This is a genomic window from Pseudomonas sp. B19125, assembly GCF_044218855.1.
GTDB lineage: Bacteria > Pseudomonadota > Gammaproteobacteria > Pseudomonadales > Pseudomonadaceae > Aquipseudomonas > Aquipseudomonas edaphica.
Genome location: NZ_CP162589.1, coordinates 219,350 through 245,636, shown reverse-complemented (window position 1 = coordinate 245,636; position 26,287 = coordinate 219,350). Strand labels below are relative to the sequence as shown.

Sequence of the window (26,287 nt, the reverse complement as noted above, 5' to 3'; positions counted from 1 at the left end):
AATAACGCACGCCTGCAAATACGTCGGCGGCCCCCTACAATAAATTCAGATTTGTCGGCTGTGGGGTAGTGGCAATTTGATCTTGCTGCCCTAGACTGCCCGGCATCATCAGGGAGTTGTAAACGTATGGTGCAGTTGCGGAGCTGGGTGTTAGGGATATCGTGTCTGATGGGCGTGGCGCAACTGGCGGCGGCGGACGATCCGCTGTTGGATCACCCACCGGCGGCAACCGCCGGCAACGGCAGTGAAGCACGCGGTGTGTTACGGGCTCGCGACCAGGCGATGCTGGCCAGCGAGTTGTCCGGGCGAATCGTCGAGTTGCCGTTCAGCGAAGGCGAGTCGTTCAAAAAGGGCGAGACTCTGGCGCGTTTCGATTGCTCCGCCTATCAGGCCCAGTTGAATGCTGCCCAGGCCGCCAGCCGAGGGGCCGGTGAGGAATTGGCTCACAACAAACAACTGGCGGCGCTTAATTCGGTGGGGCGCTTTGAAGTGGCTCGCGCCGAAGCCAAGCTCACCGAAACCCAGGCCCAGTCGCAGGTGTACCAAGTGCAGGTCAAGCGCTGCAGCGTGCTGGCGCCGTTTGATGGCCAAGTGGTGCAGCGCAAGGTCCAGCGTTATGAAAGCGTGTCGGCCGGGGCGCCACTGCTGGAAATCGTCGACAACCATAGCCTCGAAATTCACCTGCTGGTGCCGTCGCGCTGGATGGGTAAACTCAAGCCCGGCCAGACCTTCGACTTCACCCCTGACGAAACCGGCCAAGCGTTCAGTGCCACGGTTAAACGCCTCGGCGCGCGCATTGACGAGGGTAGCCAAACCCTGTTGCTGGTCGCCACCTTGCCCAATGCATCTGGCTTGATGGCTGGCATGAGCGGCACCGCTCACTTTGCGCAATTGCAATGAACGCACCGATACCGGGGCACCTCGAGCGGGTGTTCGCGCAGTTTCTGGAGCTGGAGCGCCAGACCCGCGCGGCGCGCACCACCGAGCAACTGGCCTACAGCCTGGTCAATGACGGCCAGCCACTGTTTGGCTATCGGCATGCGGCGCTGTTGATTGCTGGCAAAGTGCAGGCGGTGACGGCGGTGAGCAGCGTCGACCCGAACGCGCCATTCGTGGCGTTCGTCGAGCAAGCGGTGGCGCAGTTGCACAAGCAGGCGCTGGGCCAGACGGCACGCATGGTCCCGGCTGAACAGTTGAGCGGCGCGATACAGGCCGATTGGCAAAGCCTGTCCGCCGGGCATGTGTTCTGGTTGCCGTTGATCGACCCGCAGGGCCGGGTGTTTGGCGGCCTGTGGCTGGCGCGTGATACACCGTGGAGCCCGGCTGAGCAAGTCTTGCTGGCGCAGTTGGGCGACACCTATAGCCACGCCTGGCACGCGCTGCAACCGCGTCAGCCGTGGCGGTTGCGCCTGACCCGCAAGCGTCAAGTGCTGGTGGTGATCGGGTTGCTGCTGATGCTGCTGATTCCAGTGCGCCAATCAGTATTGGCGCCGGCTGAAGTAGTGCCACTGGCCGGGCAAGTGGTGGCGGCGCCGTTGGATGGGGTGATCGCCGAGTTTCTGGTCAAGCCCAACCAAACGGTGAAGACCGGCGACCTGCTGCTGCGTTTTGAAAGCACCACGCTCACCGCCCAGGCGGATGTGGCGGCGCGCGCCTTGGGCGTGGCCGAAGCCGAGCTCAAGGCCAATTCCCAACGTGCCTTTGCCGATGCTGAATCCAACTCGCGCATTAACCTGCTGGCGGCCCGGGTCGAGCAAAAACGCGCCGAACGTGATTACGCCCGCGAACTGCTCAAACGCAGCGAAGTACGCGCCGAGCGCGACGGCATCGCCGTGTTTGCCGACGCCGAGCGCTGGACCGGCAAACCCGTGCAGACCGGCGAGCGCCTGCTGCAGATTGCAGACCCGGCCCAAGCCGAGTTGCGCATCGAATTGGCGGTGGGCGATGCGATTGCCCTGGAGCCGAATGCGCAGGTCGCGCTGTTCCTCGACAGTGACCCGTTGCAACGCCACCTGGCGACTCTGCAGCGGGCGGCCTACGAAGCGCAGCCCTCGCCGGGCGGCCAGTTGGCTTATCGCCTGGATGCGCAGTTCGATGAAGCCCCGCCGCGTATCGGCCTGCGTGGTACGGCTAAGATCTATGGCGACCGCGCGCCACTGGCGCTGTACCTGTTACGCCGGCCGCTGGCGGGCCTGCGCCAGAGCGTGGGCCTCTGATGAGCCTGCCCAAACTGCGTGAAGACCTGCAACTGTCCAGCGCCGGCGCGGCCCTGGACGGCTCGCCGCGCTGGACCTTGGCCGACCCCGTGCGCGGGCGCTATTTCAAACTCGGCGCCACCGCCATTCGCTTGCTGCGCCACTGGTCCCTGGGCGACCCGGAACGCGTCCTGCAAGCGGCCAACCGTGAGCCGGGCTTGCCGTTGGGTGGCAGTGAATTGGAGGAGCTGCTGAGTTTCCTTCGCGCCCACGACCTGATCGCCGCCCTCGACCCGCAGCAGCGCGACAGTTACCTCTACAAGGCCGCCGCCCGCAAGCAAAGCCTGTGGCAGATAGCGCTGCACCAGTACCTGTTTTTTCGCATTCCGCTGTGGCGCCCGGACGCGTTTCTCAACCGAGCGTGGCCGTGGCTCGCGCGTTTCGGGCCGGGTTTGTTGCGCTATGGCTTGCCGATCATCCTCGGCCTGGGCGTGTTTCTGGTGGCGCGTGACTGGCAGCGCTTCCTGGCGACCTTCCCGCACCTGTTCAGCCTCGGCGGTGCCTTGGCGTTCGGCGTGGCGCTGTTCTTTGCCAAACTGTGCCATGAATTCGGCCATGCCTTCATGGCCAAGCGCGCCGGTTGCCGAGTGCAAAGCATGGGCGTGGCGTTCATGGTGTTGCTGCCGATGTTCTACACCGACGTGAGCGATGCCTGGCGGGTCAACGACCGCCGCTCGCGCTTGATGATCGGCGCCGGCGGGGTGATGGCCGAGTTGCTGCTGGCCTGCATCGCCTTGCTGGCCTGGTCGCTGCTGCCCGACGGGCCGGCGCGCACGGCGGCGTTCATGCTGGCCAGCGCGACCTGGCTGACCACCTTGGCGATCAACCTCAACCCCTTTATGCGCTTTGATGGTTACTTTTTGATCAGTGACTTGTGGGGCGTCGACAACCTGCAAGGCCGTGCCTTTGCGCTGTGCCGTTGGCGTCTGCGTGAGTGGCTGTTCGGCTACGGCGAACCGGCGCCGGAGCCTTGGTCGCCGAAGATGCAGCGGCGGCTGTTGAGTTGGGGTTACCTGGCCTGGCTGTGGCGCGCGGCGCTGTTTTTGGGAATTGCGCTGGCGGTGTATCACCTGTTCTTCAAGCTGCTCGGGATCTTCCTGATGCTGGTGGAGTTGGTGTGGTTTATCTTCCTGCCGATCTTCAAGGAATGGCGCGAATGGTGGAGTCGCCGCAGCCAGGCTCACGCGCCACGCGTGTTGCTCAGCGGCTTGGCTTTGCTGTTGATCGTGCTGGCGCTGGTGCTGCCGTGGCGCAGCGCTGTGGAGTTGCCGGCCATGCTCGAAGCGGGGCGCTCGAGTGCCTTGCATGCGCCGGTGGCCGCGCGGGTCAAGGCCTTGTCGGTGGTGGACGGGCAGGTGGTAAGCCAGGGCCAGGTGTTGATCGAATTGGAGTCACCGGACCTGGACGCGCGGCAAAGCATCGTGCGCCGCGAAGTCGACATCCTGCAGTTGCAGATGCGCCGCCAGGCCGGGCGCAGCGAAACCGCAGCGGATGCCGGGATCAACGATCAGCGCCTGTCCCAGGCGCTGGCCGAATACCGGGGTTTGGCTGCCCAGCGCGAACGCCTGCTGTTACGCGCGCCACATGCCGGCACCGTGCGCGACCTGCTGCCGCAATTAAGCGTGGGCCGTTGGTTGTCGCCTAAAGACCCATTGGCGCAAGTGGTGGAAGACGGCGCACGGCTGCGCGGTTACCTCGCCGAAGCCGAGTTGTGGCGGGTGGCGCCGGGGGCGACCGGGCGGTTTATCGCTGATGACCCGATGCATGCGGCGATCGCGGTGGAGTTGACCGATATTGACGTCAATGGCGTGGCCTACCTGGACCAGGAGGCACTGGCGTCCGACCACCACGGGCCGATTGCCGTGCGCCGCGATGAAAACCAGCGCCCGGAGCCGGTGCAGGCTCAGTACGGTGCGCGATTGCAAAGCCTGCAGCCTATCGACACGCCGCATCAGCCGTTGCGCGGCATGGTGGTGTTGCAAGGACGCAGCGAGTCAGTGCTGGGTGTAGCCTGGCGGCGCGCCGCGGCGTTGGGTGTGAGGGAAAGCGGTTTCTGACAGGAGTGCAGCGCAATGTTGAACAAGGATGGTGCCTTGGCCCAGGGCTTGGAGGTGCGCCCGTCACGCAGCAGTGACGGGCCGTTTTTACACAGCCTCTACCGCTCGGCGCGGGCGGATTTGCAGTGGATCGACGGCGAGCAGGCGCTGGTGAACGAAGTGATTGCCCAGCAATTTCACGTACAGGAGAAGGGCATGGACGAACAATTTCCTGGCGCCCTGCATTACGTGGTCGAAAAACTCGGCACTCCTATCGGCGCGTTGAGTGCCGATTTTGGTCCCAATGAAATCCGCGTGTTGTACCTGGCCTTTATCCCCGCGGCCCGTGGCCAAGGCTTCGGCCGTGCAGTGCTGCAAGGCGTGCAACAGGCTGCCACCCAAGTGGTGTGCCCGGTGACGACGGTGGTCTGGGCGAGCAACCCCCATGCGCGCCAGCATTACCTGGCGCTGGGGTTTCGGGTGGAGGAAGCCACGCCCGCCGCGCAGCGGTTGGTGTGGTATCCGTCTCAGTTGAACACGATGCAGAAGTAACCACGCTGGCCGTCGCGGCCCATGGCTGGTTCGCGGGACACAAACACCTGCTCCAGGCAGGTGCCCTCCAGTGGCAAGCGGCATAAACCGTCGACAAACGTGGTAGGCGCAAGGCTTTCGAGCAACACCCTGAAGGCTCCGCGCGGGCTGCCCGGCAGGCTGGCTTTGGGCGCATCGGTCAGGCTTTGGACCTGAATCGGCAGCGCCGAACCATCCGGCAAGTACAGCACACTGGTGCGATTGAGCAATGGCCGGAAATGTTCCGGAGTGACCAGGTTCAACATAACAGGCTCCGCGTCAGAAGTGCCGGGACGCAGGAGCCCCGGCCAAAGGTTAACCGCGAGACGGAAAGATCCCGTTTAAGGCAATGCTGAAGTTGATCGCCAGGTAGGGGTTCATGGTTGCCATGGGCTGGCCTTGGCCGGCGGGGCTGATCGCGCCGCCTGTCACGGCGGTGCTTACGCCCTGCAGTGCGACCGGGGTGGCGCCTTGCTGGTCTGAATAGATCGAAGCACTGCCCGGCCCACCGCCGGAAGCGCCGATAAAGGCGTTGGTGGCGCTGGGCGTCGTCACTGGGTTGCTGGCGGTAATGGCCAGTTGTACTGAAGTGGTGGCATTGAACGGTGTGGTGGCGTGGGTGTGGGCCGGGAGGTTAATCAGGGTGGCGGTCACGGATTCGGTACCGGAGAACTCGCCGATGACGCGCGGCGTCAGGCCCGCGCCGTTGCCTTGACCAATCGGCATGCGGCCTTGCAGGTTCGGCAGCATGAAGTTTTGCACGCCATTGCCGCCGTAAATCGTGCCGAGCAACGAGAACAGTGCCTGGTATTGGTTGAGGGGCAGGGTTTGGCCGGCGCACAAGGCCCAGTCTCTGGGCGCGAAGTCAAACGCAAAGGGTTGGATAGTGCCGATGAATACTTCCATGGATCGTTCATCCTTGTAGTGGCTTTACGGTGTGTGACGCCAATCGATCTGGTGTCATCGCACAGCGTAGTCGCAGGTTTTGCGCGCCGCCCGACGGTTGCAAAACAGCGAGCGAAACCGGGGCTTTTGTCCTAGAGTGGCGCTTGTTTGCATATGTGCAGGTTTCGCCTCGGTAACGGGCGGTCTTAGGGGAATTGAGGTGCGACGGTCTGTGGTAGAGCAAGACGACAAAGTGGGCGCATTTCCCACAGCCAATCGCCTCTGGGCCGCCTGGGAAGGCGCCGGTTGGTTGAGCCGGTTATGGTGGGTGCCAATCCTGGCGCTGGCTATGGCCGCGCGTTTCTATGGCTTGACGGCTTCGGCAATCTGGGGCGATGAAGGCTCGAGCTTGTTGCTCAGCGAATACGCCATGGACGACCTGTGGTTTCACGCGGCCCACGACGTGCACCCGCCGTTGTACTTCTTTATGCTGCGCGGCTGGATCGGGTTGTTTGGCGATGGCATCTGGTCGATTCGCGGCATGAGCGCCCTGCCCGGTGTGTTAGCGGTGGGCCTGGGTATCTCACTCACGCGGCAACTGTCCACCCGTCGCGCGGCGGTGCTGGCGGGCGTGTTGCTGGCGCTATTCCCAACGGCGGTGCGCTACAGCCAGGAAGTGCGCATGTACTCGTTGCTCGCCGTGTGGCTGTTGGGCGCCACGCTGGCGTTGGTGTACTGGGTGCGCCAGCCTGAGCGCACGCGTTACCTGGCGGCCTATGTGCTGTTGATGGCGGCCGGTTTCTACACTCATTACTTCACTGCCCTGTGTGTGTTGGTGCATTGGGTATGGCTGGCAGTGCTGTGGCCTTCTCAAACGCGTGGCCAGCGGCTGGTCCTTCGCCCGTCGTGGTGGGGCGCCAATGCGTTGATTGTGGCGTTGTACCTGCCTTGGCTACCGAACCTGCTGGGTCTGGTGCAGCACGTCGAACAACTCAAGACCGGGGGGGATATCGGCTGGGAAGACCCGGTTTCACTGATGTCCGTGCCCTCGATGATCTGGCAGTTCGTACTCCAGGATGAAGGCATCGGTTTCTGGCAGCCGCTGTTCTGGCTGTTCCCTTTGCTCTTGATCGCCGTGGTGGGCTTCACCACCTGGCGCGACCGCGAGCGTTATCGCCCGGCGTGCCTGCTGGCCTTGTTCTTTTTGCTGCCGCTGCTGCTGGTGTACGGCGTTTCGTTTATCTCATCGGTGTTTATCGAACGCTACCTCACGGTCTACGCGCTGGGCCTGCCGATTCTGGTGGCGCTGGCCATCGACCGCCTGCCGCCGCGCCTGGCGTGGCTAGGCGCGGCGTTGTTCGTGTTGTTTATTGGGGTTGAGTTGCTGGGGCTCAAGAACAACGCCACGGTGGATGTGCATGATCAATTCAACGTGCCGGTGGAGTTCGTCAACCGCAATTACCAGGAAGACGATCGCATCGTGCTCAGCGACATGTTGTGGTACCTCAGCTACGTGTATTACGACCAGACCGACGCCCAATTGCAGCTCTATACGCCGCCCAAACCCGACGGCACTTCAACCCGGCCGAATGCTTATGGTTTTGGTACGTTGGTGGACCAGGACGGTGGGCGTATTTACCTCGACCGTCTATCGGCCATACCCGCCGATACGCACCGTGTGTGGTTGATCAGCAGCACCGAGCCACCGGATGATTTTGCACCGCTTCCCGAAGGCTGGCGCGAGCTTTTGCGTCAGGACGGCGGTGGCGCTCGGGCGCGGCTGTTCGTGGTATGCGCTGGTCCAGAGCCCTCGCAACCAGAGGGCTGCCGTTAATATCCAATTGGCATTAACGGAATATCCAAATAGTGGCAAATGACCACTAGTCGGCACTGCAATCCTCAGCTACGCTTCGCGCATAAATGGACTTTATCCGCCTAAGTGGTGATGGGATTGCAGTATCACTTTATCTCCGGGTTGCCGCGTTCCGGCTCAACCCTGCTCTCTGCCATCCTGCTGCAGAACCCGCGTTTTCACGCCGGTATGAGCAGCCCTGTAGGCACCTTGTTCAACGGTGTGCTGGGGCAATGCAGCGCCGGCAGTGAGTTTGGTTCAGTAATCGACCCCAATACCCGGCGCCGTTTGCTGCGCGGGTTGTTCGATTCCTACTACGCCGACAAGGCCTCTACCCCGGTAGTCTTCGACACCAACCGCCAGTGGTGCGCGCGCATGCCCGCGCTGCATGACCTGTTTCCTCAAGCCAAAGTGATTGCCTGCGTGCGCAACGTCGCCTGGGTCATGGACAGCCTGGAGCGCCTGTACCGCGCCAACCCCTTTGAGAACACCCGGCTGTTCAACGACGACGTTGAACGCAACACCGTCTACAGCCGTGTTGAGACCCTGGGCCAGCGCAACCGCCTGGTGGGCTATGCCTGGTCGGCGCTCAAAGAGGCGTACTACGGCGAAAACGCCGACGCTATGCTGGTCGTCGACTACGAACTGCTGTCCCAGGCGCCTGAACGGGTGATGCGGCTGGTCTACGAATTTATCGGCGAACCGTGGTTCGAGCACGACTTCGACAACCTCAGTTACGATGCGCCGGACTTCGACGAGGCCTTGGGCATGAGCGGCTTGCATCGGGTCAAACCCAAGGTCGCGCTGCAGCCGCGCCGCACCATCCTGCCGCCTGATCTCTTCGAGCAGTACGCACACATGGAATTCTGGCGCGACGGCTCTTTGAGCGCCGCCAATGTCATTCGCACCAAAGCCGACGCCGCGATCAACTGATCGCGTTTTTTCTACGGGTAACCGCTTTCGACTCACGGGTGAGCAGCATGTGGTGGAGCAAAGGAAAGGCACGTAACACAACACCAGGCGCTAAAACCCTGGCGACACCCATGATCATGTTCCTCGAACCGCGCATGCTGTTTGACGGCGCGGTCGCCGCCACCGTGGCCGATGCGGCCCAGGCCGACAGCCATGCCACCGCCGACGCGGCGGCCAAGGCGCCGACGGCCGAGCATGCCACCGCCAGCAAAGACACCCATGCACAATCCGAAGCGCCCGCTACGCCGGCGCCCGTGGCCGTGCCAGGGCAGACCGTGGTGTTTGTCGATGCGCGCGTCAAAGACTCCGCCGACTTGCTCAAAGGCGTCGCTCCCGGCACCCAGGTGGTGCAACTGGACGCCAGCAAAGACGGCCTGCAACAGATCGCCGACTACCTGGGCAGCCACCAAGGCGTGAGTTCGGTGCAGATCATCGCCCACGGTAATTCGGGCGATTTGTGGTTGGGCAGCACCTACCTGTCGGCCGATAACGTCACGGCCCGCAGCGCGGTACTGGCGCAGATCGGCCAGGACATGAACGCCGGCGGCGATATCCTGATTTATGCCTGCAACACCGCCGAGGGCGACAAAGGCATCAGCTTTGTCGACTCGTTGGCCAGCCTGACCGGGCGCGATATTGCCGCCTCCAGCAACCGCACTGGCACGGGCGGCGACTGGACACTGGAGGTTGCCACCGGCTCGATCGAGAGCCACACGGCGCTGTCGTACCAGGGGATGTCGGGTTATCAGTACAGCCTGGCGACGATCACCGTGACCAACGGCGCCGACAGTGGCGTCGGCTCGCTGCGCGCGGCCCTGAGCAGTGCAGTGGCGGGCGATACTGTCACGTTCAGCACCGCAGGCATGACGGTCAACCTCAACACGCAGTTGGTGATTTCCAAGAACCTCACCATCGAAGGCGATCTGGACCATAACGGCACGCCCGATGTGACCATCAGCGGGCAGTACAAGACCCAGGTGTTCACGGTCAATTCGGGGGTTACTGCGACCCTGGACGGCCTGGTCATTACCAAGGGACTGATGGCGGGTAACGGCGGCAATGGCGGTAGCGGGACTACTGCAAGCAATTTGCTGGGCGCGGGGATCAGTAACTTCGGCAACCTGACCTTAAATAACGTCAGCGTGACCGCGAATGCCGCCTCGGGTGGCGGCGGCGGTGGTGGCGTGGCCGGTGGCGACGTCGGCGGTGCCGGTGGCGGTGGTGGTGCTGTAGGCGGCGGCAACGGCGGGCACGGTGGTATTACCGGCAGCGGAACCGGTGTCTACGCCGGCACGGCAGGCACCGCCAACCAGGGTGGCGCGGGCGGTGGCTATCGCACCATGGGCGGCAACGGCGGCTCGAGCACCGGCGGTGCCGGCTCTACTGGCATCTACGGTTACACCAACGGTTCCGTAGGCGGCACGGCGGCCTCTGGCGGCTTGTCGATCGGCGGTGGTGGTGGTGGCTCCGGCTGGAATGGTGCCGGTGGCAGGGGCGGCGCAGCGGCCGGCGGTATCTACAACGCCAGCGGCGCCACCTTGACCATCGTCGGCACCAGTTCGATTACCGGCAACATCGGCGCCGGCGGCGGTGGTGGCGGCGGCTCGGCGAGTGGCAGCGGCACGGCGCTGAACGGCGGTGACGGTGGCCTGGGTGTCGGTGCCATCTGGAACAAAGGCAATGTATTGATCACGGCGAGCAACTTCGCAGCCTTAGGTGGCGCGGCCAACAGCGGCGCCAGTGGCAACGGTGGCTCGTCCACCGCCGCCGTGGCCGGCAATAAACCGACAGCAGTCAACGGCCTGTACAACGATATTGGCGGGACCGCGAACACTGCTTACGACCCGGCACCGACCGCCACCATCGTGGTCAGCAACGCCGCCCAGCACATCGGCAGCACCTCACTGGTGACCATTACCTTCAGCCAGGCGGTGACGGGCTTTACCAACGCCGACCTGACAGTTGCCAACGGTACTCTGGGCCTGGTCAACACCAGCGACGGCGGTATCACCTACACGGCAACTTTTACACCTAATGCCAGCGTCACCAGCGCCACCAACCACATCGTTCTCGACAACACCGGTATCAACAGTGTGGCGACAGGCATGGCGGGCACTGGCACCACCTCGTCCAACAACTACACCGTCGACACCACACGGCCGACCGCGACTGTCGCAGTGGTCGCGCCTACCCTGAGCACCACGGTCAACTCAACGGTCAATATTACTTTCAGCGAAGCTGTATCCGGTTTCAGCCTGGCCGACATGACGGCCACCAACGGTACATTGAGCAACCTGGCCACCAGCGACAATATTCACTGGACCGCTACCCTGACGCCGAACGCCGGCAACACCAGCAGTGGCAACGTGGTGACGCTGGACAACGCTCTCTATACCGACGTTGCAACCAACGCGGGCACCGGCACTACCACCTCCAATACTTATGGCATCGACACGTTGCGGCCGACCGCCAGTATCGTGGTGGCCACTACCGCGCTGAACATCGGCGGTACATCCCTGGTGACCGTCACCTTCAGCGAGGCCGTCACCGGCCTTACCTCGGCTGATTTTACTGTTGCCAACGGCACCGTCAGCGGGCTTGCCAGCAGCGATGGCGGCGTAACCTGGACCGGCACACTTGCGGCCACCGCCGGCATCACCGACACCACCAACGTGATCACCCTGGCCAACAACGGCGTCAGCGACGCGGCCGGTAACACCGGCACCGGCACCACCGACTCCAACAACTACGTCATCGACACGCAGCGGCCTACCGCAACCATTGTGGTCGCTGACAACGCATTGAAGCTCGGCGAAACCTCGCTGGTGACCATTACCTTCTCCGAAGCGGTCACAGGTTTCACCAATACCGACCTGACCATCGCCAACGGCACCTTGACCGCCGTGAGCAGCAGCAACGGTGGCATCACCTGGACCGCGACCTTTACGCCAACCAGCAACATTACCGATACCACCAACCTGATCACCCTGGATAACACCGGCGTCAGCGACGGGGCCAGCAACATCGGCACGGGCAGCACTAACTCCAACAACTACGCGATCGACACGCAACGGCCGACGGCAACGATTGTGCTGGCCGACAATGTGCTGAAAATCGGCGCTACCTCGCAGGTGACCATCACTTTCAGCGAAGCGATCACCGGCTTCACCAACGCCGACCTGATCATCGCCAACGGCACCTTGACGGCTGTGAGCAGCGCCGACGGCGGCGTCACCTGGACTGCGACCTTTACGCCAAACAGCAACATCACCGACAGTACCAACCTCATCACCTTGGACAATACCGGTATCTCTGACCTGGCGGGCAACGCCGGCAGCGGCACTACCGACTCCAACAATTACGCCATCGATACCCAGCGCCCGACCGCGACCATCGTGGTTGCCGAACCGACCTTGAGTGCCGGTGAAACCAGCCTGGTCACGGTGACCTTCTCTGAAGCGGTGACGGGTTTCGACAACAGCGACTTAAGCGTTGCCAACGGCACCTTGAGTGCGGTGAGCAGCAGCAATGGCGGCATCACTTGGGCCGCGACTTTCACACCGACGGTTGGCGTGCGGGATACCACCAACCTGATCACCTTGAACAACAGCGGCGTCAGCGACATTGCGGGAAACGCCGGCACCGGCATGGCCAACTCCGGCAACTACACCATCGATACCCTCTTGCCGACCGCCGTCATCATCGTCTCCGACGCCACCCTCAAAGCGGGCGAGACGTCACCGGTGACCATCACCTTCAGCGAAGCGGTGAGCGGTTTCACCAACGCCGACCTGACCGTTGCCAACGGCACCTTGAGCGCGGTCAGCAGCAGCGATGGTGGTATCACCTGGACGGCGATTTTCACGCCGACCAGCAATATCACCGGCACCACCAACCTGATCACGCTGGATAACAGCGGCGTACAAAACGCCTCGGGCAATGCGGGCGCTGGCACCACTGACTCCAACAACTACGCCATTGATACGGCACGCCCGACCGCCACCCTCGTGGTCGCGGATGCGGCCCTCGGCGTCGGCCAGACGTCGCTGGTGACCATTACTTTCAGCGAAGCCGTGACCGGTTTCACCAATGCCGACCTGACGGTCGCCAACGGCACCTTGAGCGCAGTCAGCAGCAGCGATGGCGGCGTGACCTGGACCGCGACCCTCACGCCGACCGCCGGCATCACCGATACCAGCAACGTCGTGCGCCTGGACAATACCGGCGTGCAAGACCTGGCCGGCAACACCGGCAGCGGCACCACCGACTCCAACAACTATGTAATCGACAGCCAGCGGCCCACCGCGACCATCGTGATAGCCGACCCGACCTTGAGTGCCGGTGAAACCAGCCTGGTCACGGTGACCTTCTCCGAAGCGGTGACGGGTTTCGACAACAGCGACCTGAGCGTCGCCAACGGAGCTTTGAGTGCAGTCAGCAGCAGCGATGGCGGCATCATCTGGACCGCGACCTTCACGCCGACGGTCGGCGTTCGGGACACAACCAACCTGATCACCCTGAACAACAGCGGCGTCAGCGATATTGCGGGTAACGCAGGCACCGGTACGACCAGCTCCGGCAACTACACCATCGATACGGTATTGCCGACCGCCAGCATCGTGGTTGCCAATAACGTTCTCAAAGCCGGCGAGACATCCCTGGTGACCATCACCTTCAGCGAAGCGGTCACCGGCTTCAACAACGCCGACCTGACCATTGCGAACGGCACCTTGAGCGCGGTCAGCAGCAGCGATGGCGGTATCACATGGACGGCAAGCTTCACCCCGACCAGCAATATCTCCGACACCACTAACCTGATCACGCTGGATAACAGTGGCGTACAAAACGCTTCGGGTAATGCCGGTGCTGGCACCACCGACTCCAACAACTACGCGATTGATTCCCAGCGCCCAACCGCCTCTATCGTGGTCGCACAACCGACGCTTGCCGTCGGCCAGTCGACTCAGGTGACGGTGACGTTCTCCGAGGCGGTCACAGGCTTTACCAATGCCGACTTGACCCTCGCCAACGGCACCTTGAGCGCGGTGAGCAGCAGCGACGGCGGCATCACCTGGACCGCAATGTTCACGCCGGCTGCCGGTGTCACCGCCACCCGCAACCTGATCACGCTGAACAACAACGGCGTCAACGATCTGGCGGGCAACGCGGGCACGGGCACCACCGACTCCAACAGCTACAGCATCGACACCCAGCCGCCAACCGCCACCATCGTGATTGGCAACCCGCTCTTGACCGCCGGTGGCACCAGCCTCGTTACCGTAACTTTCTCGGAGCCGGTGACGGGGTTCAACAACAGTGACCTGATGGTGGGCAACGGTAGCCTCAGCACAATGACGTCCAGCGATGGCGGGCGCACCTGGACTGGGGTATTTACACCCATCGATGGCATCCAGGCCAACAGCAATGTAATTGCCCTGAATAACTACGGCGTGAAGGACCTTGCCGGCAACGACGGTTCGGGTTGGACCAACTCCAATGTGTTCAACATCCAGACTTCACATCCTACGGCGACGCTCGAGCTCTACGACACGGTCATCGGTAAGGGCGAAATACAGATTGTAACGGTGCGATTCTCCGAGGCGGTGTACGGGTTCAACCTGAGCAGCCTGCAGGCCCCCAATGGCACCTTCAGCCAATTTATCCGTTACAGCGACTCGCTTTACACCGCGGTATTCACGCCGAATGCAAACGTGACAGCCCCCAATAATGTGGTCACCCTGGACACCAGCAGCGTTCAAAATGCCGCTGGCAATAGAGGGATTGTGAACGCGGTGTCGCCGGTTTTTGCAGTCGATACAGTTATACCCACGTATACCTGGACGCTGTCCGATAAGTTGCTGGAACCGGGCGAGACCGCCACCGTCACCGTAACCTTCTCCGAGCCGGTCACCGGCTTCGACAACCGCGCAATCGTCAACCTGCAAGCGGCCACATTGAGTCCGTTCTACAGCCTCGACGGTGGCGTGACCTGGCAGGCTACATTGACGCCGACGCCGGGCGCGGGTTCCTCGGGAAGCTACCTGATTGGTTTGTCCCTGGCTTACGTCAAAGACTTGGCCGGCAATACCAACTACTCGTTCGATACCAGCTCAATGATCGCTTACACGGTCGACCACACACCGCTCAGTTCCAATGTTTACCTGAGCTCCGAGCGTTTGGCGGTCGGTGGAACGAGCACGGTGTCTATCTACTTCAACAAGGCGGTCAGCAACTTTGACCTGAGCGACCTTAGCGCCGACAACGGCGTGCTCTCCAACCTGCGCACCAATGACGGCGGTATCAGCTGGCAGGCCACGCTGACGCCATTTGCCAATACCACCAGTGCCCAGAACGTGGTGCGGCTCGACAACGCCGGCGTGACCTACTACGGCGGCAGCACCGGCGCAGGTATCACCACTTCGCGCAACTACACGGTCGATACCCAACGCCCGACCTCCACCATCGTGGTCGACAAGACCAGCCTGGGCGGCAGCGAGAAGGCCACAGTGACCATTACCTTCAGTGAAGCCGTTGAGTTCTACAACAGCCCACAGGCGCAGAACGCCTGGCTCAGCGGCCTGAAAAGCGTGGACGGCGGCATCACCTGGACCGCTACGCTCACACCGCAGCGCTATATCGAAGACACCAGCAACGTGGTGAGCCTGGACAATACCCAGGTGCATGACCTCAGCGGCAACGCGGGCCTGGGGACCAGTACGTCGAACAGCTACGCGATCGATACCCGCCCGGCCACCGCCACGATTGTGGTCGACAAGGCCGAACTCGCCAGCGGCGAAACGGCCAACGTCACGATCACATTCAATGAGGCAGTGTCGGGCCTCAAGCTGGATAACCTGAGTGTCGCCAGCGGCGTGTTGAGCAACCTGAAAAGTGTCGATGGCGGCATCACCTGGACCGCCACGCTGACGCCCAAAGATCATCTGCAGAACTGGTATGACACGGTGGTACTGGATGGCAAAGGGGTAACGGATGCGGCAGGCAACTCGTCAGCCAACACGTATGCCTACTCGAGCTATTTTGCCGTCGATACCCAAGGCCCGCAGGTGTACATCGAAGTGTCGGATACCCAGCTCAAGGCCGGGCAGGGCACGCAGGTGTTCATCTGGTTCAGCGAACCCGTGCGCGGCTTCGACCTGTCCAGCCTGAAGGTGCAGAACGGTAGCCTGTCCAACCTGCAAAGTGGTGAGGGCGGCTACTACTGGACCGCGACCCTGACACCAAACAACAACGTCAATGACAGCAGCAATGTCATCAGTGTCGACAACAGCACGATCCGTGACCTGGCTGGCAACGCCGGTGAGGGCATCAGCCAGTCCAATGCCTATGCCATCAACAGCGTTACGGTCACGGCCGATCCGCTGACCTTGACCGGCGGCGTTACAAGGCCTGTGCTCAACACGACGTACCTGCCGCTGCAACCGGGCATCTTCACCCCGCCCACCGGCAACCTCGGCTCACCGCTGACGTTCGCGCCGCTGTTTGAGCAGCGCGTACTGGGCGACGGCATGCGCCCGCTGGGCGATATATTCATCAACAGCGGCGCCACCAGCCCGAGTTTTATTGCGCAGGTGTTCACCAGCAGCGATAACGTCGGCGACGGTTCCGGCAAAGGCTTTTTAGGCTTTGGCGGCGGCGATGGCGGGGTGTTCGGGTCCAGCACCTTGTCGAGCCTGTTCAACCGTGAAACTGGCGGTGACGACAGCTCACTCAAGGCGTTCGACAGCCAATCGATCAAAGGCCAGGGCGATCCGGCGCATGGGCTGCGCGGCGTCTTTGGCGCGCCAACCCTCGGCCAGCAATTGCAGCAGATCAAAGACACCGAGCAACGCCAGGTGATTGACCTGGCGCACGCACTGCAACAAGTCGGCATCAGCGAAATGCAGGCTTGAACACACTAAATCAAGGCGCAGGAACAGGGGCAGTCCACGGATGAAAACAGGTCATAAGTTGTTCGGCGCCAGCTTGCTGGCGCTGGCGATCAGCGGTTGCGCGGTCACCAGTGAGCCGATTGAACGCAGTGTCAGCGAGCAGCGAGCCCGCAGCGATCTGCAAGGCATGTACAAGGACCAGGAGCCGTTGAGTGGCCCGTTGACGCTGCACCAGGCCATGGCCCGTGCAGTGAAATACAACCTCGAAGGCCGTTTGAAAGTGATGGAAGAGGCCCTGGCCAAACGCCAATCGGACCTCTCAAGTTTTGACATGTTGCCGCGCATGGCGTTGTCGGCAGGCTATGCCGGGCGCAACAACACCAACGCCTCCAGCAGCCAGAGCGTGCTCACCGGCACGCAGTCCCTGGAACCTTCGACCTCCCAGGACCGCGACCGTCGCGTAGCCGATTTGACCATGGTGTGGAACGTGCTCGACTTCGGCGTCAGCTACATCAGCGCCAAGCAGCAAGGCGACCAGCGCCTGATCATCCAGGAGCGCCGGCGCAAGGTGATCAACACCATTGTCCAGGACGTGCGCTCTGCGTATTGGCGCGCCGTGGCGGCCGAGCGGTTGCTGGGCCAGATCGACAGCTTGATGGCCCGCGTCGACCAAGCCCAGAGCAACAGCCAGAGCATGAGCGAACAGCGCATTGGCGATCCGGTGCAGGCCCTCGGTTACCAGCGCTCGCTGATCGAAGCCACGCGCCAATTGCAGGAACAGCGCCGCGCTCTTTCCCTGGCCAAGACTGAACTGGCCACCTTGATCAACCTGCCCATGGGCACCGACCTCAAGCTGGCGACGCCGGATAACTACAGCGTGCCTGAGCTGAAGGTCAACCTGGCAAGCCTGGAGCAGGAAGCCCTGGCCAACCGCCCCGAACTGCGCGAGCAGGACTACCAAACCCGCATCAGCGCCGCAGAAACCCGCAAAGCCATGCTGCGCCTGCTGCCTGGCCTGGAGTTCTCGGCCGGTGGGCATTACGACAGCAACTCGTTCCTCACCGACAACCGCTGGGCCGATTACGGCGCCAAGATCACCTGGAACCTGTTCAACGTGATCTCCGCACCCGCCGCCATCGACGTCGCCAAGGCCGGTGAAGAAGTCGCCACCGCCCGGCGCCAGGCGATGTCCATCGCCGTATTGGCGCAAATCTACGTAGCCAACGCCAACTACCAGGACGCCGTGCGCCAGTTCAAGACCAACGACCAGTTGGCCAACATCGACGGGCAAATCCTCACCCAACTGCGTAATCGCCACGAAGCTGCCGGCCTGGGCGAACTCGACCTGATCCAGGGCGAACTCAACACCCTGCAAGCCGACCTGCGCCGCGACCTGGCCTATGCCGACCTGCGCAACGCCTACGGCCAGATCTTCGCCAGCGCCGGGCTCGACCCACTGCCCGAACAACTGGATTCGGACCGCGTACAAGCCATCGCCACCGCCCTGGCCAGCCGCGAGTCGGCGTGGGCTGCCGGCAACATCACCACGCCGGTGCCACGCGCGGTCGTCAAGTAAGCGAGCGGCACTGACGGCGAGTTCCCCTCGCCGTCAGCCTGGCGGGCGCGTGGGCTAGACTCAGGAAAACCACCTTCCAAGGAGCCTGCCATGGAATCGCCTGTGCATAGCTTGCCGTCACTGTTCAAACAGCTCGGCCTGCCGCATGACCCGGTAAGTATCGAGAGGTTTGTGGCGGTGCATTCGCCGCTGAAGCCCGAGTTACACCTCGCGGATGCGTTCTTTTGGACGCCCGGCCAGAAGGCGTTTTTACGCGAAGAAATTCTCGACGATGCGGATTGGGCTGAAGTGGTGGATGAGCTGAATCTGTTACTGCGGGAAGGGCGCGGGGTGTAAGGGTCGATCGTTCCCACGCTCCGCGTGGGAATGCCTCCTGTGACGCTCTGCGTCACCCCTTCAATAGCGGACGCGGAGCGTCCTGGGCTGCATTCCCACGCAGAGCGTGGGAACGATCAAAATCCAGCGCCGCCTGGATGCTCAGGCCGAACAGCCAGCCTGAAGACAACACTGAACTAAATGTGGGAGCTGGCAAGCCAGCTCCCACAAGTGTTTTGTTCTGCCGCAAATCTAACGTTCTCGCTCAAACGCGCTTTACTTACCCACAACCCCACCACCCATCACAAAAGTGTTTCAAAACTTGACGGCTTTGGATCCATCCACCATATTGATAGTTAGCAAACTAACTGTATGCGAACAATCCAGTGTCCCAAACCCTCGAACAGCTCCATATGAACCTCAGCAGCAGCATGGTGGTGGGCGCCCGTAACTGGCGCAAAATCTGCCAGACCACGCTGGTGAGCTATGGTATTTCCGAAGCCTGCGCCGTGCCGCTGTTGATGATCGGCCGCTTGGGCGACGGTGTGCACCAGGTGAAAGTAGCCCAGGCATCCGGCATGGAAAGCCCGTCGTTGGTGCGCCTGCTTGATCGTCTGTGCCATGACGGTTACGTGTGCCGTACCGAAGACGTCCATGACCGTCGCGCCAAGGCCTTGAGCCTCACCGAGCGCGGCCGCGAGTTGGTGCAGGCGGTGGAAGTGCAACTGGTGCGCCTGCGCCAGGAAGTGCTGGCGGACATCGCCCACGGCGACCTTGAAGCGGCGTTGCGTGTACTGCAGGCCTTCGAGGCGGCTGAGGCGACCTCTTGAACGGATTTTTTACCGGCATGCCGCCGGCCCGCGACTGGTTCTACGGCGTGCGCACCTTCGCCGCTTCGATGATCGCCCTGTACATCGCCATGCTTATGCAAATGCCGCGTCCGTATTGGGCGATGGCCACGGTGTATATCGTCTCCAGCCCGTTTGTCGGCCCTACCAGCTCCAAAGCGTTGTACCGCGCCATCGGCACCTTCATGGGCGCGGCGGCGGCGGTGTTTTTTGTGCCGATGTTTATTCAGACGCCGTACCTGCTGGTGGTGATCATTGCGCTGTGGACCGGCACCTTGTTGTTTTTGTCTTTGCACCTGCGTACCGCCAACAGCTACGCGCTGATGTTGGCCGGCTACACCTTGCCGCTGATCGCCTTGCCGGTAGTGGATAACCCGCTGGCGGTGTGGGATGTGGCCGAAGCGCGTACCGAAGAGATTTTCCTCGGCATTGCTGTGGCCGCCGTAGTAGGCGCAATGTTCTGGCCGCGGCGCCTGATGCCGGTGTTTGATGGCTCGGTGGCCAAGTGGTTTGCCGACGCCCAGGTCTATAGCCAGCGCTTTCTGACCCGTAACGTTGCGCCCGAAGAAATCAGCACCTTGCGCGGCGGCATGGTCGCCACCTTCAACACCCTGGAACTGATGATCGGCCAGTTGCCCCACGAAGGCGCTCGGCCACAGACGGTGCGCAACACCAAGGAACTGCGCGGGCGCATGATTCACCTGCTGCCGGTGATCGACGCGCTGGACGATGCGGTCTACGCGATCGAACACCGCGCCCCCGAGTTTCTCGACCGGTTCACGCCGTTGCTGCAAGACGCCAACGCCTGGCTGGAGAGCACCACCGAGCAGGCGCCCCTGGAACGCTGGCGCGTGTTGCGCGACAAGATCGACGCCGCGCAGCCACAGGGCGAAGCACTGGACGACCGCCACACGCTGCTGTTCTCTAACGCCCTGTATCGCCTCGGCGAATGGGTCGACCTGTGGCAAGACTGTCGCAGCCTGCAAGCCGCCATCCAGTGCGAAAGCCAGGACACCTGGCGCGCCGTCTACCGCCATTGGCGCCTGGGCCGGCTCACGCCGTTCCTCGACCGTGGCCTGATGTTCTACTCGGCGTTTTCCACCGTTACCGCGATCATTGTCGCCTCGGTGCTGTGGATTCTGCTGGGCTGGACCGACGGCGGCAGCGCAGTGATTCTGGCTGCCGTGGCCTGCAGCTTTTTTGCCTCGATGGATGACCCGGCGCCGCAGATCTACCGGTTCTTTTTCTGGACCGCCATGTCGGTGCTGTTTGCCAGCCTGTATCTGTTTCTGGTGCTGCCCAACCTGCATGATTTCCCCATGCTGGTGTTGGCGTTTGCCGTGCCGTTTATCTGCATCGGCACGCTCACGGTGCAGCCGCGTTTTTACCTGGGCATGCTGCTGACGCTGGTGAACACCTCCTCGTTTATCAGCATCCAGGGCGCCTACGACGCGGACTTCCTCAACTTCGCCAACGTCAACCTGGCCGGGCCGGTGGGCTTGCTGTTCGCCTTTGTGTGGACGCTGGTCGCACGGCCGTTCGGCGCCGAACTGGCGGCCAAGCGCCTGACGCGTTTCAGCTGGCGCGACATCGTAACGCTCACCGAGCCTGCAACCCTGGCCGAACACCGCCACATGGCTGTGCAAATGCTCGACCGCCTGATGCAGCACCTGCCGCGCCTGGGCCTGATCGGCCAGGACACCGGCAGCGCCCTGCGCGATTTGCGCGTGGCGCTGAACCTGCTTGACCTGTTGGCCTACGCGCCACGCATCTACGGTGTGCCACGGGTGCTGCTCAACCAAGTGGTGGAAGGCGTGGGCGGTTACTTCAAGGCCTGCCTTAAAGCCGGTGAACGCTTGCCCGCGCCCAGCGGTCTGCTGATGACCCTCGACCGCACGCGCCGCGCCCTCAACGGGCAAGGCCTGCAAGACGAAGATGACACCCGCCTGCATCTGCTGCACGCACTGGCCGGCCTGCGCCTGTCGTTGCTGCCCGGCGTGGAATTTATTGGCGGCACCGAAATGCAAGCGCCGCTGCCTGATGGAGCGCCTTTATGATCGGTGATCTGGATATCAGCGGGGTGTTCCTGCCCACGCTGCTGGTGCTGATGGGCATTACGTATGTGTTGTTTCTGGTGGTGCACGGGTTGTTGACGCGCATTCACTTCTATCGCCTGGTCTGGCACCGGGCATTGTTCAATGTGGGGCTCTACGCGCTGTTACTGGGCGCCGTGGACTCACTCAGTCGATACCTCATGACATGAAAAAACCTTTTTTGACCATCGGCCGTGTCGTCCTGACGTTATTGATAGTGACCTTCGCTGTCGTCGTTGTGTGGCGCATGGTCATGTACTACATGTTTGCGCCCTGGACCCGTGACGGGCATATCCGTGCCGACATCGTGCAGATCGCCCCGGACGTGTCCGGGCTGATCCAGCAAGTCGACGTGCGCGACAACCAGTTGGTGACCAAGGGCCAGGTGCTGTTCGCCGTCGACCAGGACCGCTTCAAGCTGGCCCTGCGCCAAGCCCAGGCCGCCGTGGCCGACCGCCAGGAAACCCTGGCCCAGGCCAACCGCGAGTACAAGCGCAACCGTGGTTTGGGCAACCTGGTGCCGAGCGAACAACTGGAAGAAAGCCAGTCGCGCGTGGCCCGTGCCCAATCGGCCCTGGCCGAGGCGCAAGTGGCCGTGGACGCCGCCCAGCTCAACCTTGACCGCTCGGTGATCCGCAGCCCCGTGGACGGTTACGTCAACGACCGTGCACCGCGCAACCAGGAATTCGTCACCGCCGGGCGCCCGGTGCTGTCGGTGGTGGACAGCAATTCCTTCCACATCGACGGTTATTTCGAAGAGACCAAGCTCGACGGCATCCACGTCGGCATGGCCGTGGATATCCGCGTGATCGGCGACAACGCCCGTCTGCGTGGCCATGTGCAGAGCATCGTCGCCGGTATCGAAGACCGCGACCGCACCAGCGGCTCCAACCTGCTGCCTAACGTCAACCCGGCGTTCAGCTGGGTGCGCCTGGCCCAACGGATTCCGGTGCGTATTGCCTTTGATGATGTGCCGGCGGACTTTCGTATGATCGCCGGACGCACGGCCACGGTGTCGATCATCGGCGATAAGGTCAAAGACGGAGAAAAACCATGAAGCAGCTGCTGGCAACCGCTGCGCTGGGTTTGCTGCTGTCGGCCTGCCAAGTGGTAGGCCCGGATTACAAGCTGCCGGAAACGTCCGCCATCAACCGTGGCGACCTGCAAGGGCAGATCGCGGGCGAGGGCAACAACGTGGTGTCGACGCCGGTGCCGGCCGATTGGTGGAAGCTGTACAACGACCCGCGCCTGGATGAGCTGGTGCGCCAGGCCATGGCCTCCAACACCGATTTGCGCGTGGCTGCCGCTAACCTGCAACGCGCGCGTTTCCAGACCCAAGAGGCTGAATCCGCAGGCGGTTGGAGTGCTGGCGCCAAGGCGGAAGCCCAGCGCCTACAGGAATCGGGCGAAGCGTTTTTGCTGACGGAAAAAGTCCCGGTGGCCAACATCGGCAGCGCCAGCATCAGCACGTCCTACCAGTTTGACCTGTTCGGCACCTTGCAGCGTGGCATCGAGAGTGCCCAGGCCAGCACCGACGCGGCCCAGGCCGCCGCCGATATTGCGCGCATCACCCTGGTGGCAGATGTGGTGCGCTCCTACACCCAGGTGTGCGCGGCCAATGAAGAGCTGGCGATTGCCAATGAGTCCCTCGACCTGCAAGGCCAGAGCACCAAGCTCACCCAGCGCCTGCGCGACGCCGGGCGCGGTGACGAAACCCAGGTGACCCGCTCGCAGACCCAATACAAATCCTTGCGCGCCGAGATCCCGCGCTATCAAGCATCGCGTCAGGCGGGTTTGTTCCGCTTGTCGATGCTGCTGGCCAAACCGGTGGACCAACTGCCCGCAGGCACCGGCACCTGCGCCGAGCTGCCGCATATCGCCCAATTGCTGCCTGTGGGCGACGGCGCAGCACTGCTCAAGCGCCGCCCCGACGTGCGCCAGGCCGAACGCCAACTGGCGGCTGCCACCGCCCGTATCGGCGTGGCCACCGGTGCGTTGTACCCGGACATCAGCATCGGCGCCACGGTGGGCACGGTCGGCATTCTTGACGACCTCGGCACGCCAGCGACCAATCGCTGGGGCTTTGGCCCGCTGATCAGTTGGACAGTGCCGACCAACGGTGCCCGCGCACGTATCCACGAAGCCGAAGCCGCGACCCAGGGCGCCCTGGCGCACTTTGACGGCGTGGTGCTCAATGCCATCCGCGAAACCCAGACCGGCCTTGCGCAATACACCGCGCAACTGCAACGCCGCGACGCCCTGGCCGACGCCGGTGCGTCCGCCAAGGAAGCCTCGGAGCAGACGCACCGCTTCTTCCAGGCCGGCCGTGCCTCGTTCCTGGCCGACCTGCAGGCCACTCGCACCTACACCGATGTACGTGCACAGCTGGCAGCGGCCAACACGCAAGTTGCCATGAGCCAGATCGATCTGTTCCTGGCCTTGGGCGGCGGTTGGGAAAGCGGACGAACGCAGGCGTCACAACCCGGCAAACCCTGAGCGAAAAGCTATGCTTTGACAGGCGGGCCACCGTGAGGCCCGTCTGACAAAGTTCGCGTTTGCTCATGGGGATTCCAATAATGAAAAACCCTTATGCTCCCGCTTTCTGGTGCGTGCTTTTCGCACTGGTGTTGCTATCGGCTGCCTATTTCTACGGCGTCATGCTTGCCCACCAACTCGACAAGGCCATGGTGTTTCTCGATAGCGCCTGTCTGGTGATCGGCACGTTGTCCATCGGCGTGGTGGCCTGGGCGTCCTATCAAAATCAACGGGTGAAGAAAAAGCTGCTTCAACAAGGCAAGACCCGCGTGGCGATCTGGGACACCAAGGTTGCTCTGCGCCGCGTCGAAACCGTATTCGACCGCTATTTCTGGGGCAGCTACTGGCAGCCCGGGCGTACTTTCCAGGAAGTCATGGGCGAGCTCACCGGCACGCCGCTGGAAAAAAGCCTCGAGGCCCTGAAAAAACAATGTGTGCTGCTCGACCAACAGGTCGCCGACGGTAGGCATTGGCTCAATAACGCCCGGGAATTGTCCGACGTGGCTACGCAAATGGCGCGGGAACGCTACCAGCTGGACTTCTGCGACCCCAAGGCCGATACCCCCAGCAACACAGTGATACACCGCGAGTTTGAGGTGTTGGTGTACACCTGGACCGCACGCTTGAAGAGTTTCGATCACCAACTCGATGAGGTTGAATTGGAATACTCGTGAACCAACCGCTGACCTGACCTCTCTGAAAAGCTGGGCCGTTATCGGCCGCCAGTGCTAATCTTCCCCCGTTTTCGGCGGGCTTGAGCCAACCCCTTCGGGGTTCAAGGAAGACAGCCCACTTCTCACAGGATTTGATCAGGTCACTTCATGAATAAGCCAGCAGTTGTTTTCTTGGGTTTCGTTGTCGCCGTCGGCGCCATTAGTGCAGGCGGCGCCTGGTACACCGGTAAGCAACTGGAGCCGGTGCTGCAAACTGCCATCCAGAACGCCAACAAAGAACTGCAGACCTCTATGGCCGGCGTCGATGGCACGGTGAACCTGGAGCTGGTGTCCCTGGATCGTGGCCTGTTCAGCAGCACCGCGCACTACCGCCTCAAAGGCCAAGGCAGCGTGTTCGGTGAAGAAAACCCGAACCCTGAGCTGCTGTTCGTCGACCATATCGAACACGGCCCGCTGCCGTTCTCGCGCCTGGTGACGCTGAAGTGGCTGCCGGTCATGGCCACCAGTCACTATGCGCTGGAAAAGAACGCCACCACCGAAAAATGGTTCGCCGCCAGCAAAGACGTGTCGCCGCTCAAAGGCGTGGCCAATATCGGCTACAACCGCTCGGTCGACGGCAACGTCGAATTGCTGCCACTGGACATCAAGGACGACAAGTCTTCGGTGAGCTTCTCGGGCGCCAACCTGGACTTCGACAGCAGCGCCGAAGGCCAGAAGGTCAAGGCCAGCGGCTACATGAACAGCCTCAAGGTTGCCGTGATCGACGCCAATGGCCAGCCGCTTGAAGCCGAACTGTCCGGCCTGACCGTGGCCAGCAACCTGGAAAAATCCACCTTCGGTTTCTACACCGGGCAAAACACCGTTGAGCTGACCGACACAAAAGTCACCTTCGGCCCGCAGAAAGCCGTGCTGACCCTCAAGGGTTTCGAGCAAAAAGACACCAGCGAAACCAAGGACAACAACCTGGCAGGCCGCGTTGACTACAAGATCGACGAAATCGGCTACCAGGGTAAACCTGTAGGTTCGGCCGCCATGGCCCTGAGCATGAAGAACATCGACATCCCGGCGATGCTGGTGCTGACCAAGCTCTACCAGGACAAGATGCAGCCGGTGCAAGCCGCCGCGGCTGCCGGCCAACCGGTGCCTGAGCTGCAACTGACCGAAGCCGAGCAGACCCTGGCCGAGGCCAACGTCAACCAGGTGCTGGCCGCCAAGCCGCAAGTGGCAGTGGAAAACCTGTCGCTGAAAACCACCCACGGTGAAAGCAAATTCAACCTGGTGGTAGACCTGACCAAACCCACCTCGATGGAATTGCCACCGGTTGAGCTGGGCAAGCAGGTTATCGCGCTGCTGGATGCCAACCTGACCCTGTCCAAGCCAATGATCGGCGACGTCGCTGCCCTGCAAGCGGAAGTGGGCGGTGTGACCGACCCTAAAGCCATCGAACAGCAATCACAGATGGCGGCCGAGATGGTCAGTGGCATGGCCGTTGGTACTCAGTTGGCAACCCTGGTGGGTACTGACGTGGTTTCCAAGCTGCACTACGCCAACAACGAAGTGACGTTTAATGGCCAGAAGATGACCGTGGAGCAATTCATTGGCTTTGTGATGGCCAAAGCGGGTGCGGTCAGCGGCGCGCAGTAAGATTTCTTACATCGGTAAGAAATAAATATTGGAGGCGCGGGTTTACCTGAAGCGGCAGTCAAACAACCGGCATACAGGCCGGCTGTGGCTGCTTAGCTCAGGCAAGCCTTGGCCTCCATTGGTTTTTCTGCGGTTGGATAATT

Annotated in this window: 18 protein-coding genes; 16 read left to right on the top strand and 2 right to left on the bottom strand. The window is 62.2% G+C overall.

Annotation, left to right across the window (positions count from 1 at the left end):
* Positions 1 to 126 precede the first annotated feature (126 nt).
* The 4 genes from AB4P96_RS01075 to AB4P96_RS01060 are packed head-to-tail and all read left to right on the top strand — an operon-like array spanning position 127 to position 4,843.
* On the top strand, positions 127 to 900 hold the full coding sequence (locus AB4P96_RS01075; RefSeq protein WP_026013662.1) for an efflux RND transporter periplasmic adaptor subunit: 774 nt from the start codon (positions 127 to 129) through the stop codon (positions 898 to 900).
* The gene (locus AB4P96_RS01070; protein ID WP_395600433.1) at positions 897 to 2,216 is read left to right on the top strand and encodes an efflux RND transporter periplasmic adaptor subunit; all 1,320 of its coding nucleotides are present in this window, start codon (positions 897 to 899) and stop codon (positions 2,214 to 2,216) included. Before AB4P96_RS01075 ends, AB4P96_RS01070 begins: the two co-directional genes overlap by 4 nt.
* The gene (locus AB4P96_RS01065; RefSeq protein WP_176991655.1) at positions 2,216 to 4,312 is read left to right on the top strand and encodes an HlyD family efflux transporter periplasmic adaptor subunit; all 2,097 of its coding nucleotides are present in this window, start codon (positions 2,216 to 2,218) and stop codon (positions 4,310 to 4,312) included. The genes AB4P96_RS01070 and AB4P96_RS01065 overlap by 1 nt, the downstream gene beginning before the upstream one ends.
* Before the next feature lie 15 nt (positions 4,313 to 4,327).
* Positions 4,328 to 4,843, top strand: coding sequence for a GNAT family N-acetyltransferase (locus AB4P96_RS01060; protein WP_169988644.1), 516 nt, complete (start codon positions 4,328 to 4,330; stop codon positions 4,841 to 4,843).
* Here AB4P96_RS01060 and AB4P96_RS01055 read toward each other — a convergent pair.
* Together AB4P96_RS01055 and AB4P96_RS01050 are read right to left on the bottom strand one after the other, a co-directional pair.
* The gene (locus AB4P96_RS01055) at positions 4,819 to 5,127 is read right to left on the bottom strand and encodes a hypothetical protein (protein WP_017136605.1); all 309 of its coding nucleotides are present in this window, start codon (positions 5,125 to 5,127) and stop codon (positions 4,819 to 4,821) included. The genes AB4P96_RS01060 and AB4P96_RS01055 overlap by 25 nt on opposite strands.
* Before the next feature lie 49 nt (positions 5,128 to 5,176).
* The gene (locus AB4P96_RS01050) at positions 5,177 to 5,767 is read right to left on the bottom strand and encodes a phage tail protein (protein ID WP_017136604.1); all 591 of its coding nucleotides are present in this window, start codon (positions 5,765 to 5,767) and stop codon (positions 5,177 to 5,179) included.
* A gap of 199 nt (positions 5,768 to 5,966) precedes the next feature.
* Between AB4P96_RS01050 and AB4P96_RS01045 the strand changes: the two genes are divergently transcribed.
* The 12 genes from AB4P96_RS01045 (at position 5,967) to AB4P96_RS00990 (ending at position 26,144) form a co-directional block, all read left to right on the top strand.
* A complete protein-coding gene (locus tag AB4P96_RS01045; RefSeq protein ID WP_176991656.1) occupies positions 5,967 to 7,580 on the top strand; it encodes a glycosyltransferase family 39 protein in 1,614 nt (537 codons plus the stop codon).
* 111 nt (positions 7,581 to 7,691) lie between these two features.
* Positions 7,692 to 8,531 (top strand): sulfotransferase, encoded by an 840-nt coding sequence (locus AB4P96_RS01040; RefSeq protein ID WP_017136602.1) that lies wholly within the window; start codon positions 7,692 to 7,694, stop codon positions 8,529 to 8,531.
* 47 nt (positions 8,532 to 8,578) lie between these two features.
* Positions 8,579 to 16,480, top strand: coding sequence for an Ig-like domain-containing protein (locus tag AB4P96_RS01035; protein ID WP_395600432.1), 7,902 nt, complete (start codon positions 8,579 to 8,581; stop codon positions 16,478 to 16,480).
* A 40-nt stretch (positions 16,481 to 16,520) separates the two neighbouring features.
* Positions 16,521 to 18,035, top strand: a complete 1,515-nt coding sequence (locus tag AB4P96_RS01030; RefSeq protein WP_017136601.1) for a TolC family protein — start codon at positions 16,521 to 16,523, stop codon at positions 18,033 to 18,035.
* 90 nt (positions 18,036 to 18,125) lie between these two features.
* A complete protein-coding gene (locus AB4P96_RS01025; RefSeq protein WP_017136600.1) occupies positions 18,126 to 18,371 on the top strand; it encodes a DUF2789 domain-containing protein in 246 nt (81 codons plus the stop codon).
* 392 nt (positions 18,372 to 18,763) lie between these two features.
* Entirely contained in the window at positions 18,764 to 19,180 is a 417-nt protein-coding gene (locus tag AB4P96_RS01020; RefSeq protein ID WP_017136599.1) for a MarR family winged helix-turn-helix transcriptional regulator, read from the top strand.
* Positions 19,177 to 21,255 carry an FUSC family protein gene (locus tag AB4P96_RS01015; protein ID WP_138449632.1) on the top strand — a complete coding sequence of 693 codons (2,079 nt, stop codon included), beginning with the start codon at positions 19,177 to 19,179 and terminating at the stop codon, positions 21,253 to 21,255. The genes AB4P96_RS01020 and AB4P96_RS01015 overlap by 4 nt, the downstream gene beginning before the upstream one ends.
* Positions 21,252 to 21,461 carry a DUF1656 domain-containing protein gene (locus tag AB4P96_RS01010; protein ID WP_016969155.1) on the top strand — a complete coding sequence of 70 codons (210 nt, stop codon included), beginning with the start codon at positions 21,252 to 21,254 and terminating at the stop codon, positions 21,459 to 21,461. The genes AB4P96_RS01015 and AB4P96_RS01010 overlap by 4 nt, the downstream gene beginning before the upstream one ends.
* Complete coding sequence (locus AB4P96_RS01005) at positions 21,458 to 22,348, top strand: efflux RND transporter periplasmic adaptor subunit (protein ID WP_017136597.1); 891 nt, start codon at positions 21,458 to 21,460, stop codon at positions 22,346 to 22,348. The genes AB4P96_RS01010 and AB4P96_RS01005 overlap by 4 nt, the downstream gene beginning before the upstream one ends.
* Complete coding sequence (locus tag AB4P96_RS01000) at positions 22,345 to 23,787, top strand: efflux transporter outer membrane subunit (protein ID WP_395600431.1); 1,443 nt, start codon at positions 22,345 to 22,347, stop codon at positions 23,785 to 23,787. The genes AB4P96_RS01005 and AB4P96_RS01000 overlap by 4 nt, the downstream gene beginning before the upstream one ends.
* An 80-nt stretch (positions 23,788 to 23,867) precedes the next feature.
* Positions 23,868 to 24,500: a hypothetical protein gene (locus AB4P96_RS00995; protein ID WP_026013660.1), complete on the top strand. Its 633-nt coding sequence runs from the start codon at positions 23,868 to 23,870 to the stop codon at positions 24,498 to 24,500.
* A gap of 147 nt (positions 24,501 to 24,647) precedes the next feature.
* Positions 24,648 to 26,144: a YdgA family protein gene (locus AB4P96_RS00990; RefSeq protein WP_017136594.1), complete on the top strand. Its 1,497-nt coding sequence runs from the start codon at positions 24,648 to 24,650 to the stop codon at positions 26,142 to 26,144.
* Positions 26,145 to 26,287: the final 143 nt, after the last annotated feature.